Source organism: Paenibacillus sp. BR2-3 (assembly GCF_046529485.1).
In the GTDB taxonomy this organism is placed as follows: Bacteria; Bacillota; Bacilli; order Paenibacillales; family Paenibacillaceae; genus Paenibacillus_AQ.
Window position 1 is genome coordinate 4075489 of sequence record NZ_CP126311.1, and the last position, 15008, is coordinate 4090496.

Sequence of the window (15008 nt, forward strand, 5' to 3'; positions counted from 1 at the left end):
GCCAAGTAGAGTATGAAACAGCCGCTTATATAGCGGATAAATCAAAATTCTCAAAAAAACATTACCTCCTATTTTAACACAGGTAACCAAGAAAAAGACGTTTTTTCAGTAAAATCGTGTACAATGAATTCAAGTAGTATAAGACAGTCAACCTAACTGAAAAGGAGTCGTTTATCTATATGCTGCCTCTCTACAAAAAATATTGGCGCACTTTTTTTGACCTCGGCCTGATCGTGCTGACCGTTTATTTAGTCATGCTTGCTTTCAGCACCCTCTATCGATTAGCTGCTCCGGTGTTCCTGTCCTTCTTCGTGTTCATGCTGATTGAGCCTTTGGCCCGTTTTCTGAACCGTAAGGGTCTTGCCAAGCCTTTTGCGTCGGCGGTATCCGTCCTGCTGTTTCTCATACTCCTGCTGGGAATCCTGTTTGGGGCTGGACTGTTAATTACAACCCAGGCGCTGCATTTTCAGTCCAATCTTCCAAAGTATACATACGTGGTGCAGCAGCATTTTGCGGAGTTTACCACCTATCTTCAGCATAAAGTAGCCAATCTGCCACCTGATCTAGCCGATAAAGTGAATGGCTATTTCCAGAATGCGACTAACCTTCTCTCCCGTTGGCTGGTTGTATTCTTTAGTTATATGATCGGGGTTCTGGGCTCGTTCTCCTCCTTTATGGCTAATTTCGGAATCGCAATCATTCTGGCGTTTTTTCTAAGTATGGAAATCAAGGATTGGCGCAAAATCGCCCATGACAAAATGCCGAAAACGTTCAAGACAGCCTACCGCTTCCTCCAGGGCAATGTCTTTAAAGCAATCGGCTCTTATTTAAAAGCACAGCTTATTCTGATCTCGATTACCTTTGTCATCGTTCTTGTTGGTCTGTTTATTCTCGGTACCGGTAATGAAATTACCATGGCGCTGGTATGTGCCGTATTTGATATACTGCCGCTGCTCGGAGTTTCGACCATTCTAATTCCTTGGATTATCTATTTGTTTATCGTCGGGAATACGTCGCTCGCCATTGGACTGATCGTTCTCCTGGCCATAGTTCTTGTTGTTCGCCAGCTGCTGGAGCCAAAGATCACAGGCAACTCCATCGGTGTATCCTCAGCTTTCCTGATGCTCTCGTTTGTCATTCTGTCCACCTCCGCCTTTGGCGTGGCCGGATTGATCTTGTCGCCGATTCTGCTTATTCTGATCAAGGAGCTGCTGCAGCAGGGTTATCTCCAGCGCTGGATTTTCCTGCCGAAGGGAGAATTTATCGTCTCTCCATTCGCAGCAGGCGAACATGCACCCGCAGAAGATGATGAGGGGCAAGTGGGGCAAGAGAGCTCAGATTCTCATGCACCTGAAGATACGGAAAGAAGATCCATGACCTGACCGAACAGCTTCGTAGCGGTGTGACGGCTGCCGGGAGCCACATTCTGCACAACTACCGCTGCAGCATATTGAGGGCGGTCAACCGGACCATAGCCGATAAACCATTGATTGTTGCGCGGTAGTCCCTTTACAAGGGTTTGCGCGGTACCGGATTTACCGGCCAGCGGCCATTTTGCGTATTGCAGTGAGCTGCCTGTGCCTTCTGTTACCACCTTGCGCATCCAGGAGAGCAGCAGCTTGGCTGTAGGCTCGGTAATCCGGTCAGCAAAGGATGGCGCAAGATGACGCGGCAGGTCCATCAGCTTCTGGCCGTTTGCGAAGTTAACCCTCTCCAAAATACGTGGAGCCGATACCTCTCCTCCATGCAGAAGGGTTATGACCAGATTGGCAGCTTGAAGCGGCGACACCCTTACATCCCGCTGTCCTATCGCCGTCTGGACTCTCGCTCCGCCGTCATCCTTGAGCAGTGTAGAGAAGATTGTCCCCTTCTGCTCCCCTGCCAGCGGCTTTAGCTGATTCATTCCAAGGGTGTCTTCCGCTTGCCAGCCCACTTCTCTTCCCAGTCCGAGTGCCAGCGCAGCCGATTGAAGCTGCCCACCGCTCAGTCGCTCAGCCAGAGTTGCAAATACAGTATTACAGGACACGGCGAACCCTTCGGCCAGAGTAAGGGGCCCGTGTCCTTTTCCTTCATGGCAGGTCAGTCCGTATTTGTCATACTTCCCCTTGCAATAGAACAATTCCCCCGGTGTTGTAACCCCCGTTTCCATGGCGGCGGCTGCCGTTACGATTTTGAAGATCGATCCAGGCTCCGTAGCCTGCAGTGCCCGATTGTTCCACTCCCCGCCCTGGGGAGATATCTCCTCCGGATTATAAAAGGGACGGGAGACCATGGCTACAATGTCCCCCGTATGGGCGTCAAGGACCACTACAGCTCCCTCCTTAACCCCGGCCTTGACAGTCAACTCTTCAATGCCTTCCTGAAGCCTCTTATCAATCGTCGTATATAAAGAAAGCGGATAGTAAGGATTGGCAGGTGTGCGCACCTTGATGTCGCTTCCCGGCAGGCGGTTGCCCCGGGCATCCACCTGCGCATAGGCTTCAGTATGACCTACGCCGTGCAGCAGCGGCTCAAGCGTCTTCTCCAGGCCTGCAGTACCCTTCAATGGAATTCGGAGGTCCGATGAGGATTGAGGCGCTGTCTCCGACAAATATCCCAGCCATTGCCGGCCTGATTCCATCCCGTCATATCTGCGGGCAAATGGCATCACCTTCAAACCGCTGATCCCAAGTCTGCTTATTTCCTCAGCCTGAGCCGGAGTAAGTGCAAGTGGACCTTCTTCCATGGCAGAAGGCCAGAGAAAAGGCTCCTGTAGAATGGATATCCGGTCCCGCAGCTGCCCATAGCTGGTTCCCAATAGATCGGCCAGACGGCGCAGGGCGGAATTCTCCGCTTGATTGCTAATCTTCTCTCCCTCCTCCTGCGGAAAAAAAACTGCCGTCCAGATCGTTTCTCCGGCTAACGGCTTGCCGTTACGATCATATAGGCGGCCTCGGCCGCTATCCAGAACAGTCTCCCGTTCACTCTGAACCTCTGCCATCTTGGCCAGTGTATACTTACTGCCGTGAACCGGCTGATCCTTCAGCATAAATTGAACCCAGGCCAGCCTGAGAATCAGTACGGCAACGGCAACAGACAATAGGAGCAGACCGCTAAAGATGCGGTTATTAAATTTTCTCGGCATGGGTCATCCTCCTTTTCATTAGCTATTATGTCCTTTCTTTCCTTTTCCATAATCCGGACAAAAAAGGCGCTCCGGCCAGTAAAAGTTCATACTGGCGGAACGCCTTTTCCTGTAGTCTTGATTTAGCTGGAGGTGTCCAATCTTACTTCTTCAAGTGGTACGGCACAGTAGTGATTATTACATCTTTCCGTCTCAGCAAGCGGGCACGAATGAATTCTCAATTGATCGGCCACCGCTTCATAATGCTTTTTGATTCGAAGAAAAATACATACAATAATAGGAATAAAAACTAATACAGCCCACACCTGCGTAAACTTGGTTAAAAAGAACATGATTGTAACTATGAAGCTGATCAATGCGCCGGTCGTGTTAATGATGAGCTTGGTGATCCAGCCTTTAGGCTTTTCCCGAATCCATTTGACCATCATGCCCGTCTGGGAGAGGGTAAAGGGGATGAACACGCCTACCGCATAAAGTGGGATGAGATGCTCAGTCTGCCCTTCAAATGCCAATATCAAAAGGATAGATAAAACACCAAGAATAATAATCCCATTGGAATACCCCAGGCGATCTCCGCGAACCGTAAACATTCTAGGGATATACTTATCCTTGGCAAGATTAACCGCGAGTAAAGGAAACGCAGAATAACCTGTATTGGCGGCAAGGATTAATATCAATGCTGTAGTTCCCTGAACAAAGTAGTACAAAAAGTTTCGCCCAAAGATCTGTTCAGCAATATCTGAGACAACGGTAACCTCTTCACGGGGAGCAATCCCGTAGAAATAAGCTAGAAATACGATTTCCGTAAATAACAACGCAAGTAAGGTTCCCATAGCCACTAACGTTTTGGCAGCATTATTGGGAGCAGGGGATTTAAAGTTGGGAATTGCGTTCGAAATGGCTTCAACCCCTGTTAAAGCTGAGCTTCCGGAGGCAAAAGCTCTAAGAAGCAGAAATAAACTGATTCCCGCCACCGGGGTGCCTATAGGAGTATGTAACTCAGGCGCCACATTACCAATCAAGATATTGTAAATACCTACACCGATAAGGATGAATAACGCCAGAACGAATAAATAAACCGGATAGGCTAAGATGGAAGCCGACTCCGTAACCCCTCTCAAGTTCAAGGTCGTAATGAAGATTACAAAAAAGACGGCAATGATTACATTATAGGAATGCAAATTTGGAAAAGCCGACGTAATCGCATCCGAACCCGCAGATACACTTACGGCCACCGTTAAAATATAATCCACCAGCAAGGAGCTTACGGCGATTAACCCGGGGAATAAACCCAGATTTTCCTTTGAGACCACATAAGCTCCGCCGCCATGAGGATAGGCAAAGATAATTTGCCGATAAGACAAAATAAGTGCCAACAACAGTACCAATACCCCAAGGGCAATCGGGATCGAATTCGCCTAATTCCGTTGATTTTAACGGTCGTCCGATTAATAATCGTTTTAGGGAAGATAGCATCAGTTCATTCACCGCCACATTTTTTATTTTTATATTACCCTGTTGGTGAAATAATAATCTCAAGTGACAAGAAATGCAGTATGCAGTGAAGTGTTCTGAAAGTTTAAAAAAACGCTCCTTCACAAGGAAGAAGCGATTGTTCTAAATCGTGTATGCATTTATTCGATGGTGAATAGCGCCAATTTACCCTCCAATTGACCCGAAACACTTTCCAGCTTGCCTGAGAGCGATACCAGTTGGTCGCTTACATTCTGCTGTTCGTTGCTAAGAGAAGCCACCTCTTGCGCAGTAGCAGACGATTCCTCCGCCACAGCACTTACATTCCCCATAGCCCCCGACAAGACGCTCTGGGAATGATTCAAGCTGTTAATCGACTCTGTCACCGACTCCAGGCTTGTTATGAAATCATTCATCTGTCCTTGTACAGATACAAAGATATCGCTTGTATACTTCACCGAACTCATTTGTTCTTTAAAGAGCGGGGCCACTTCAGACAATACGGTTACCGTTTCGTTCATCTCTGTCATAATCTTATCGGTAATGCCGGCTACAAGGGCAATGGACTGCTTCGACTGGTCTGCCAGCTGCCGGACTTCATTTGCTACTACCATAAAGCCCCGGCCTGCTTCACCTGCACGTGCTGCTTCAATCGTCGCATTCAGCGACAATATATTCGTCTGCTGCGTAATATTCTTCATTACGTCGAGCACCTTGATTACTGAATATACCGTTTCTTTCAAATTGTTCACCCGATCCACCAGAGCGCCTGTCATTTCTCCGGTTCGGCTGGTTTGGGCAAGCAAATCCTTCAATTGCGTCGCTCCCCGTTCGCTGGCTTCTCCAACCCCGCGAGCTGCTCCATCCATCTCCTGATTGGCGGTTATAACCGTTCCCATTTGTCTCGAGATCAATTCAGTCAGATCATTACCCCGTTCGGCTTCTAACGCCAGACTGGTGGCACCTCCGGCGATTTCTTCAGTAGCTGCAGCAATTTCCTTTGCAGATACAGCAGTCTTTCGTGAAGCTTCTCCCAGTTCACCTGCGGTCTCAAGCACTTCACGGGCAGTCTCCGTTGTTTGCGCTACCAGATCTGTAATGCGTTCCATCATCAAATTGAATGAGGAAGACAGCTGGCCGATTTCATCCTGGGATACATGTTCGGTCCGCACACTAAGATCGCCTTTGGCACCTTGTATCATTAGATTCTTCAAACGGGCCAGAGGCCGGGCGATCATACGCACCATCCAGATCCCGAGCAGAACCGCCAGCACAGCAGCTGCACCAGCAGCAATATAAGTAGTCATCAGAATCGGACGTGCTTCCTTAACAAGCTCGCTTGTAGGGACGACACCCGCCAGTTTCCAATCCGCTCTTTGCAATGGACTGTAGACCGCCAAGAGGTTCTCTCCGTTCTCGTCAGTTGTTTCCTGGTTGCCGTTATTACTCTTACTCTCTTTGATAAATTTGTATCTGGAGGGCAAACCTGCCTCATTCTCAGCATTTGATGCCACAAGTGTTCCTTCAGGCGTTACCAGCTGAATCAAGGACCCATCACCCAGCTTGACGCTCTTGAAGGCGTTCTCAAGCATTTCATTCTTTAATTCGATTAATACAACATAGCCCGAAAGATCACCCAGATTTTTGAGCGAACGGGCCATGGCAATATTGGTTTTACGCTGTCCCTGAAGCGAAGCTGAAAACCAGTAATATTGTGCTGCCTCTTTTTCACCATCACTGTACCATGGCTTATAGGCTTTGGAGTTCTCCACCACTTGTTTAAACCAAGGCTGATCCCGCAGACCGTCCATCTCGAAGCTGGTGTTGCCGCTTGAAATGGGATCAATAACCGGGTTGTCGGGAATAAAGGAAACACTCACGATATTAGAATCGGATGTAGTCTGGTTGGTGAGTTTTTTACCGATAAGGTTGGTTGCCATAAATTTATCATAGTAGTTTTCCGCATCCTTCAAATTGGTAAGTTGAGTTTGAACCTCCGTATCGAAGAACAGCTGAACAGACAGCTTCTCATATTGACTCAGAATAATATCCATTTTCTCCGCAGTTTGCATAATGGTCTGATGGTTAGCCTCGGATACATTTTTCTTGATCGTGTTTTTAGCTTTAGTATAAGACATTAATCCCAGCAGAAGAACGACCATAACAATACTGGATAAAAAGATCAGAAACAGCTTAACTCCGACCGAGTGGATCGGATTGGCCTTTTTCACCTGGTTCGCAGAACCATTCAGGACTCCCTTAAAGCTTATGTCCGATATTTTTCCAAATGCCCTGCTTTTTTTGCTCTTGTCCGCCTCTGCCTTCTGTTCAATCGCCAGCGTTCCTTTCTTACCCACCTTCAGCCTTCCTTCTTTCCGCTTTTCCCTCTTACTCTCCTGTTGAGGAGTCCCCATTACGATCACCTGCCAGTTGGATTATAAGTATATGTAAGCGCAAACTATGTATTATATATCGGTCTATTGATAACGTTTTCTTAGGATTTTTATAATTTATAATAGAAATCTATAACTTTCGCTCTATTGACGCCCTTAATTTGTCAAAAAAAACGGGACTGTTCTCTTGACAAGAACAATCCCGGACCATAAGCCTATTACATAAAAGATTAAGATTTTCTCTTCCGCATCATATCGAAATAAGCTACAGGCTGATTTACTTTCATACGTACAGGCTGCAATGGATGGCGGGCAGCATCGAGAGAATTTCCCTCCGCGTCCCATAGTTCTCCAACCGTTTGTTTAAAAAATGTATTATCCGGACCGAAAAATTCTACTTCCTGTCCTGGCTTAAAGTGATTGCGCTGCTGAATTAACGCTGTTCCGCTCTCTGTATCGTACTCCATTACCAATCCGGCAAAATCATAAGGGGCCGCTTTTTCCTCCGGTTCATAAATGTGATCCTCATGATCCGGTGTATCGTAGAAGAAGCCGGTGTTGAGTGGACGGTTCGCCGCTTTATTAAGCTCATCCAGCCATTCCGGGTTCATTACGTAATGCTCAGGATCAGCCATATAAGCATCAATGGCCTTGCGATAGGCGTTAACAACAGTAGCCACATAATGAATGGACTTCATCCGTCCTTCGATCTTGAAGCTGTCAATACCTGCTTCAATAAGATCCGGTATGCTTTCTAGCATACATAAGTCCTTGGAGCCCATGGAGAATGGATTGTCTTCCGGCTGGTGCAGCGGCAGCTGGGTTACACCCGGCTGCAGGCGATCCGGAGATGCTTGGGCTTCTACCTCTTCCTCGGAAACCCACGTTCCTTCCGGCCGGTCATCCTGGAACAGGTCGTATTTCCAACGGCAGGACTGGCAGCAGCCTCCGCGGTTGGAATCCCGGTCAGTGAAATGGTTAGACAGCACACAGCGTCCGGAATAGGAAGAGCACATCGCCCCGTGTATAAAGGTTTCGATTTCAATGTCGACATGATTTTTGATCTCTGCAATCTCTTCAAGACTGGTCTCCCGACCCAATACAACACGCGGCAGTCCCTCTTCCTTCCAAAAGGATACTGCCTGCCAGTTCAGTGTTGATTGCTGGGTGCTAAGATGCACTTCCAGACCTGGTACAGCCCGGCGTGCAGTATCCACGATAGCAGGGTCTGCCACGATAATAGCAGCGATTCCTGCCTCATATAAATTACGCAGATATTCTTCAATACCGGCGATATCTTCGTTGTGAGCATAAATGTTGGCAGCCACAAATACCTTGGCCCCATATTTTTTGGCGAATTCCACACCTTCACGCATCTCCTCGAAGCTGAAGTTATCCGCTCCCGAACGCAGGCCATACTTCTGCCCGCCGATATATACTGCATCCGCACCATAATGCACGGCGAATTTCAATTTTTCCAAATTGCCCGCCGGAGCGAGGAGCTCCGGTTTGTCCAGGCGGTAACGTTTGCCCTTAAATTGCGGCTTGGCCATGGTTTCCATTCCTTTTCTCCCCTTCTACACAACCCCACAAAGTGAGTAGATGCATCGATGATAGTCTTAAAATACTTGCTCTTTATAGAAAAATCCGAATGATAGCTCACGCTCCGGGTCCTGCAGATGTCTGATCGGCTTCATCCACTCCTCGCGGAAGGCGTAGGCATCCGGGTCGGCAATATACAGATCAATGGCGTGGCGGAAAGCTTTTACCACTGCAGCATTATAAGCTATTGGCTTGAGCAAGCCCTCTACCTTAAAGCTATCCACACCAGCCTCCATCAGCACATGAAGATCCTCCAAAATACAAATATCATCCGAGCTCATAATATGCGTGCCATTTTCATCCTCATAAATCGGAAATTTCTCATCCTGGCGTTCGGCTTCAATCAAAAACAGGCCACGATCCTTGCCCAGACTTCCGCCTTGACTTGGACGCCCCTGATGATTCATGTAGCTCTCGACAAGCTTACGCTTGGAATGATAAATATTGGTCATCCCGTGCACCTGAACCTGTGCTTCTACTTCCAGCAGCGGCACCATTTCCGTCATTTCCTCCATGTTCAATTCACGGGCGAGGACCACCCGGGATGCCCCCTTGCTCCCCCAATAATTCGCAGTAGCGTAATTGGTCGAGGTCATCTCTGCATTCCAGTGAAGCTTCATTTCCGGTGCTTCCCTTTTTACAGTCAGGAGTACAGCCGGATCGCCGAACTCTACACCGTCTACCCCCAGATCTGCAATCGCCTTAATATAGGCAGGAAGCTCATCCAGCAGCCGGTTGGGCATTAATCCTCCCAATCCGGCATATATTTTGCAGCCCCGTGCATGAGCCATAGCTACAACTGCCGCCGTATCCTCCAGCGAGAAATGTCCGGCCAGTCTCATGCCGAAACGGTCATCCCCGATCAGCAATGCATCTGCCCCGGCATCCAGCAGCGCGGCGGCTTCTTCCAGGGAAGCGGCCGTCGCCAGCAGCTCCGGTTTTTTATTCATGGTGTTCCCTCCACTCTTCATTGTAATTGTTTATTCAGCAGATTGTTTACTTTTTTTGATATTGGCTAAATGTTCCTTATAAGTCTTTGCAAACAGATGGCCTTGACTGCCGTCCTTTTTGGTTACATAAAAGAAATAGTCGGAAGCCTTGGGCGAAAGGGCCGCCTCAATCGCTGCCTGGCCTGGGTTACAAATGGGTCCCGGAGGCAGTCCCACATTGCGGTATGTGTTATAGGGACTATCTACTTCAAGATCCTTGTTCAGCAGTCTTTCCTTTGGCTTGTCCAGTAAATACTGAACAGTCGCATCAATCTCCAGCTTCTGTCCCTTTTTCAACCGGTTATAAATTACGCCGGCAACGAGCGGACGCTCACTGTCCACGACAACCTCACGCTCAACAAGTGATGCCACAGTCAACAGCTCATGCAAAGTCAATCCACGCTCTTTCAGCTTTTGCTGCCAGTCCGGGATTGTGTTCAGCTTCTTCTCGAGCTGCTCCAGCATGACTTCGACCACTTCTTGCGCGGTGCTATCTTTAACGATCTCATAGGTTTCAGGGAACAAGTAACCTTCCAGCCGATGGCGAATCCCTTTATCCTCAGGAATACCCAGAACATCCGTCTTCTTAAGAGTTGCACCGGAGTTCACTAATTCCAGAAAGACAGCAGAATCGATCTTCCACGCCTCTTCAAGCTTGTCCACAACCTGCTCAGCCGTATAGCCTTCCGGTATTGTAAAGACGACCGTTTCTTCCTTGACCACATCTCCGGCATTCAATCGTGTAATCAGATCGTCATAGGTATCTCCTGGCTTTGCGCTGTAAGTACCCGCCTTAAACTGGGAGCCTTCCTTGGTCCACTTCAAATATCCCTTGAAAAAAAGACTTTTACGTATAATGCCGTTCTTCTCGAGCAGATCGGCTATTTCCGAGCTTCCCATGCCTTTTTCTATCGTAAATGTTACGGCCGGTCCTGCAGAATCTACCGGCTGCATTCCGTTCCAAATATACCATGCCCCTCCTCCAACTGCTGCAGCAAGCAGCAGAATCAAGATCAGCACAGTGCGGACTGCGGATTTCAAATCGTGTCCCTCACTTTCCGACTATAAATATAAAATTGTATTCTCTTAAATTCAACATTTATTTTGAAGAAAGGGTTGAAAGAATGTCATATTTCCCTGTATTTGAAGCAAAAAGAGCGCGGAATCCTCCGCCCTCCTTCTGCAACTTTTATAATATCACGGGCCTACTACAAGTCTTCGCCGGGAAACGTCATCTCATCATACAGCTCGGAAATATCTTCCCATTCCTCATCGTCAATAATGCTCTCAAGCTCCGGCACACCGTCAGGGGAAATGACAATGCGCAATATTTCATGCTCCCCGTCTCCCGGACCTTTTAATACAGCATATCCACGATCTTCGACCTCAAACTCCGCAATAATATGGTAAACGGAAGATTTGCCCTGCTCATCCTCCAGTTCTACTGCTTCTCCATAGGCCTCTTTAAGCTTCGAAGTCCATACCGCCTTGTCGGCGGAAAAATCAGTCATTCTCCGCTCCTCCATCCAGCTCGTCGACCAGAGTGTTGAAAGTCTCTTCGACAATCGCCCACTCCTCGTCATCCTCGATCATGAACAGCTGCAGGTCGTCGCCTTCCTCCTCGTACCGGAACGCATATACCTCATCCGTTTCCTCATCCTCGGAATCAAGCGGAACCACCATCATGTACTTGGCATCCGAACCATCAACCTCAAATTTCATGATGACCTCGAATTCCTCTTCATTACCCTCTTCGTCGGGAATATAAATAATTTCCGGTTCTTCTTCTTGGCCCATTTGCTCGTTTGTCATATGCGCACCCCTCACCTTTTACTGTTAGCATCCAAAAAATTTTGCAATATCAGGGCTGCGGCCATTTTGTCCACAATCCCTTTGCGCTTCTTCCGGCTGACGTCCCCTTCAATCAGCACCCGCTCGGCGGATACCGTCGTCAGACGCTCATCCCAAAGGTGTACGGGCAGTTCCAATTGCTCCCGCAGCTTGTCGGCAAATTCAATGCAAATTTCACCACGGGGACCTACTGTACCATTCATATTCTTCGGCAGACCCACTACAACTTCACCAATTTCGTGCTCTTTAACCAGTTGACGGATACGTTCGAACTCGTTTCCGTCCCCTCGCCGCTCAATGGTTTCCAAAGCCTGTGCAGTCCAACCAAAAATATCGCTTGTGGCAACACCGATTCTGCGGTCGCCGTAGTCCAAACAGAGCTTCTTCATTTGGTGTTGTCCACCCGATGATTGGCAAGATAGAAGCGAACCAGTTCTTCGATCAACTCATCACGTTCTTTTCTCCGGACCAAACTTCTCGCATTGTTATGGCGTGGAATGTAAGCCGGATCACCAGAAATAAGGTACCCTACGATCTGGTTAATCGGATTGTATTCCTTCTCCACCAGTGCGTCGTATACAGAGAGCAGTATTTCCCGGGGAGAAGCTTCCTTTTCGTCGGCCTTCACATTGAATTTAACCGTTTTGTCCATGGAGTCCATTTGTGACACCTTCCTTCTGCAAAACCATCATTGACGGCGGCTTCGCAAAGTTGCTGCTTTACAGCTTTCTTACTGTTTCCATCATAACATATTCACGGCCTAACGAGGAAATCCTCCACATTAATAACGCTTTTTTTGGCATTTTGTCTACAAAAATCGTTAAATTTCTAATTTTTGAGCCGCTATGTCGTTAAAACCTACAAATATCAGGGCCGTTAGACCTGTCCAGCCACTAGTTCTTCCGCTTTCCGCAGCGCCTCTTCCAGCTTGGAGGCATCCTTGCCGCCAGCCTGCGCCATATCCGGACGTCCGCCGCCGCCGCCGCCGCACACCGCAGCGATTTCCTTAACCAGCTTCCCTGCGTGGAAGCCTTGCTTCACCAGGTCTTGCGGGACCGCAACGACAAAGTTTACTTTGTCGTCCATGGCTGCGCCCAGAACAAGCACAGCATCAGGAAGCTTGGATTTCAGCTCATCCGCTGTAGACCGCAGAGCATCCATATTGCTTGCCTGAACTGAAACTGCGAGCAGTTGTGTACCACTGCCTACCGTTTTAACACGGCTTGTAAGCTCAGCTGCAAACGTAGCGCTCAGCTTGGATTGGAGGGATTCATTCTCACGGGAAACCTCGCGCAGTTGTGCATGGAGCGCTTCAATCCTTTTCGGAACGTCATTCAGGGACGACTTGAGCAAGCCGGCCGATTGCTTCAGCACATCCAGCTGGCTTTCTGTGTACTGGTAAGCGTACCGTCCTGTTACAGCCTCGATACGGCGTACCCCGGAGCCAATGCCGCTCTCGCCAAGCAGTTTGAAAATCCCGATTTGCGACGTGTTGGACACGTGACAGCCCCCGCACAGCTCCAGACTGTAATCTCCAACCTGGACTACACGAACCACATTGCCGTATTTTTCACCGAAAAGCGCCATTGCGCCCATCGCCTTGGCTTCATCAATCGGCTTATTCTCGATAACTACATCCAGGCCCCGCCAAATCTGCTCATTGACACGTTGCTCGATTTCACTTAGCTCTTCCGGCGTAATTGCGCCGAAATGGGAGAAGTCAAAACGCAAACGTGCCCCTTCAACCAGCGATCCCGCCTGGTTCACATGGCCGCCAAGAACTTCTTTAAGCGCCTTGTGCAGCAAATGAGTTGCCGTATGGTTCTTCACGATATCCTCACGCTGCGCACGATTCACTTCAGCGCGAACCGTCTCTCCTACCTTCAATTCTCCGGCCTCAACCGTCACCATGTGAACATGCTGTCCGTGCGGAGCCTTGAACAGTCCATGTATCTTCGCGTTAACAGAACCGCCTGTCAGGAGGCCCGTGTCACTGACCTGTCCGCCGCTCTCGGCGTAGAAAGGTGTCGCTTCCAGAATCACCTGGCACTCTGTACCTTCGCCGGCAGTTTCAGCGAGCTCGCCGCCAACCACAATTGCAGCGATTTTTGACTCTATTATGGAGTCATTATAACCAACAAATTCACTTTTAACCGTCAAATCCGACAAGGCGCCGCCCTGTACCTTCATGCTTCCGCTATCCTGCCGTGCGGCTCTGGCGCGGTCACGCTGCTCTTGCATTGCTGCATCAAAGCCTGCACGGTCCACAGTCAGTCCTTGCTCGGAAGCGAAGTCTTCCGTCAAGTCGAACGGAAAACCATACGTATCATACAGCTTGAAGGCATCGGCTCCGGCAATTGCGCTGAGTCCGTCAGCCTTTGCTTTGGCGCTGATTTCGCCCAGGATGGCCAGTCCGTCCGACAACGTCTCATGAAAACGTTCTTCTTCCGTGCGGATAATCTTGGCAATGTACTCACGGTTCTCAACCACGGAAGGATAGTAAACGCCCATCACTTCACCTACGGTTTCGGTCAGCTCGTACAGGAACGGGCGGTCCAGCCCCAGGGTTTTTCCGTAGCGCACAGCACGGCGCAGCAGACGGCGAATGATGTAACCCCGGCCCTCATTGGAAGGAAGCACACCGTCCCCAACAGCGAACGTCACCGTACGGATATGGTCGGCAATAACCTTGAGCGCAATATCCTGCTCCAGGTTGTCCTTATAAGTTACACCTTCAAGCTGCGCCGTCTTCTGGATAATCGGCTGGAACAGGTCGGTATCGAAGTTGGAATCAACGTCCTGCAGAATGGAAGCGAAACGCTCCAGACCGGCTCCGGTATCAATATTCTTGTTGGGAAGCGGTGTGTAACTGCCGTCCTTGTTATGGTTGAATTGTGAAAAGACAAGATTCCAGACTTCCAGGAAACGCTCGTTCTCCCCGCCTGGATACATTTCAGGGTCGGACAAATCACTGCCATAAGCTTCGCCGCGGTCATAGAAAATTTCCGAGCAAGGACCGCAGGGTCCTTCACCGATATCCCAAAAATTATCATCAGTCAGCTTGATGATGCGCTCAGCAGGCAGGCCGACTTTTTCATTCCACAGCTTAAAGGCTTCTTCATCCTCATGAAACACAGTAACGGAAATGCGGTCTGGCTCAAAGCCGATCCATTCTTTGCCCGTCAGGAACTCCCAGGCCCAGGTAATCGCTTCCTCCTTGAAGTAATCCCCGATGGAGAAGTTGCCCAGCATTTCAAAAAAAGTATGGTGCCGGCGTGTCTTGCCCACGTTCTCGATATCATTGGTACGAATACATTTCTGCGAGTTGGTCAGGCGCGGATTCTCAGGAACCTCGCGTCCATCAAAGTAGGGCTTCAGCGGTGCCATCCCGGCGTTAATCCACAATAACGAAGGATCGTTATGGGGTACGAGGGACGCACTGGGTTCAATCTTGTGACCTTTACTCTCAAAAAACTCAAGCCATTTGGAACGGATTTCACTTGCTTTCATAATGTACAGCTCCCGTCTCATAGTTATGAGGCACATGTGCCTGTATACAAAAAAACGCCCCTGAAA

11 protein-coding genes and 1 pseudogene are annotated in these 15008 nt (G+C 48.9%); 1 reads left to right on the plus strand and 11 read right to left on the minus strand.

The window, feature by feature from the left end; all coding sequences use genetic code 11:
- The first annotated feature begins 179 nt into the window (after window positions 1-179).
- Window positions 180-1382 carry an AI-2E family transporter gene (locus tag PaeBR_RS19645; RefSeq protein WP_410512193.1) on the plus strand — a complete coding sequence of 401 codons (1203 nt, stop codon included), beginning with the start codon at window positions 180-182 and terminating at the stop codon, window positions 1380-1382.
- Here PaeBR_RS19645 and PaeBR_RS19650 read toward each other — a convergent pair.
- From PaeBR_RS19650 to alaS, 11 genes and pseudogenes are all read right to left on the minus strand, one after another.
- Complete coding sequence (locus PaeBR_RS19650; protein ID WP_410512194.1) at window positions 1343-3124, minus strand: peptidoglycan D,D-transpeptidase FtsI family protein; 1782 nt, start codon at window positions 3122-3124, stop codon at window positions 1343-1345. The genes PaeBR_RS19645 and PaeBR_RS19650 overlap by 40 nt on opposite strands.
- Before the next feature lie 185 nt (window positions 3125-3309).
- Window positions 3310-4600 (minus strand): annotated as a pseudogene (locus tag PaeBR_RS19655) (APC family permease); the annotation flags it as partial.
- A gap of 158 nt (window positions 4601-4758) precedes the next feature.
- Window positions 4759-6954, minus strand: a complete 2196-nt coding sequence (locus tag PaeBR_RS19660; RefSeq protein ID WP_410512195.1) for a methyl-accepting chemotaxis protein — start codon at window positions 6952-6954, stop codon at window positions 4759-4761.
- 266 nt (window positions 6955-7220) lie between these two features.
- Entirely contained in the window at window positions 7221-8552 is a 1332-nt protein-coding gene (locus PaeBR_RS19665; protein ID WP_410512196.1) for a peptidase U32 family protein, read from the minus strand.
- Between the two features lie 57 nt (window positions 8553-8609).
- On the minus strand, window positions 8610-9542 hold the full coding sequence (locus tag PaeBR_RS19670) for a peptidase U32 family protein (protein WP_410512197.1): 933 nt from the start codon (window positions 9540-9542) through the stop codon (window positions 8610-8612).
- 30 nt (window positions 9543-9572) lie between these two features.
- On the minus strand, window positions 9573-10622 hold the full coding sequence (mltG, locus tag PaeBR_RS19675) for an endolytic transglycosylase MltG (RefSeq protein WP_410512198.1): 1050 nt from the start codon (window positions 10620-10622) through the stop codon (window positions 9573-9575).
- 167 nt (window positions 10623-10789) lie between these two features.
- Window positions 10790-11092: a DUF1292 domain-containing protein gene (locus tag PaeBR_RS19680; RefSeq protein WP_410512199.1), complete on the minus strand. Its 303-nt coding sequence runs from the start codon at window positions 11090-11092 to the stop codon at window positions 10790-10792.
- Window positions 11085-11393, minus strand: a complete 309-nt coding sequence (locus tag PaeBR_RS19685) for a DUF1292 domain-containing protein (protein ID WP_410512200.1) — start codon at window positions 11391-11393, stop codon at window positions 11085-11087. Before PaeBR_RS19685 ends, PaeBR_RS19680 begins: the two co-directional genes overlap by 8 nt.
- A gap of 11 nt (window positions 11394-11404) precedes the next feature.
- Complete coding sequence (gene ruvX, locus PaeBR_RS19690) at window positions 11405-11821, minus strand: Holliday junction resolvase RuvX (RefSeq protein ID WP_410512201.1); 417 nt, start codon at window positions 11819-11821, stop codon at window positions 11405-11407.
- On the minus strand, window positions 11818-12093 hold the full coding sequence (locus PaeBR_RS19695; RefSeq protein ID WP_410512202.1) for an IreB family regulatory phosphoprotein: 276 nt from the start codon (window positions 12091-12093) through the stop codon (window positions 11818-11820). Before PaeBR_RS19695 ends, ruvX begins: the two co-directional genes overlap by 4 nt.
- Before the next feature lie 215 nt (window positions 12094-12308).
- Window positions 12309-14942, minus strand: a complete 2634-nt coding sequence (alaS, locus tag PaeBR_RS19700) for an alanine--tRNA ligase (protein WP_410512203.1) — start codon at window positions 14940-14942, stop codon at window positions 12309-12311.
- Window positions 14943-15008 lie beyond the last annotated feature (66 nt).

Bases quoted from the DNA above. Each gene is read 5' to 3' on its own strand.
- alaS (WP_410512203.1), bottom strand. From the start codon at position 14,942: ATGAAAGCAAGTGAAATCCGTTCCAAATGGCTTGAGTTTTTTGAGAGT.
- PaeBR_RS19645 (WP_410512193.1), top strand. From the start codon at position 180: ATGCTGCCTCTCTACAAAAAATATTGGCGCACTTTTTTTGACCTCGGC.
- PaeBR_RS19650 (WP_410512194.1), bottom strand. From the start codon at position 3,124: ATGCCGAGAAAATTTAATAACCGCATCTTTAGCGGTCTGCTCCTATTG.
- PaeBR_RS19680 (WP_410512199.1), bottom strand. From the start codon at position 11,092: ATGACTGATTTTTCCGCCGACAAGGCGGTATGGACTTCGAAGCTTAAA.
- PaeBR_RS19695 (WP_410512202.1), bottom strand. From the start codon at position 12,093: ATGGACTCCATGGACAAAACGGTTAAATTCAATGTGAAGGCCGACGAA.
- PaeBR_RS19685 (WP_410512200.1), bottom strand. From the start codon at position 11,393: ATGACAAACGAGCAAATGGGCCAAGAAGAAGAACCGGAAATTATTTAT.
- PaeBR_RS19670 (WP_410512197.1), bottom strand. From the start codon at position 9,542: ATGAATAAAAAACCGGAGCTGCTGGCGACGGCCGCTTCCCTGGAAGAA.
- ruvX (WP_410512201.1), bottom strand. From the start codon at position 11,821: ATGAAGAAGCTCTGTTTGGACTACGGCGACCGCAGAATCGGTGTTGCC.
- PaeBR_RS19665 (WP_410512196.1), bottom strand. From the start codon at position 8,552: ATGGAAACCATGGCCAAGCCGCAATTTAAGGGCAAACGTTACCGCCTG.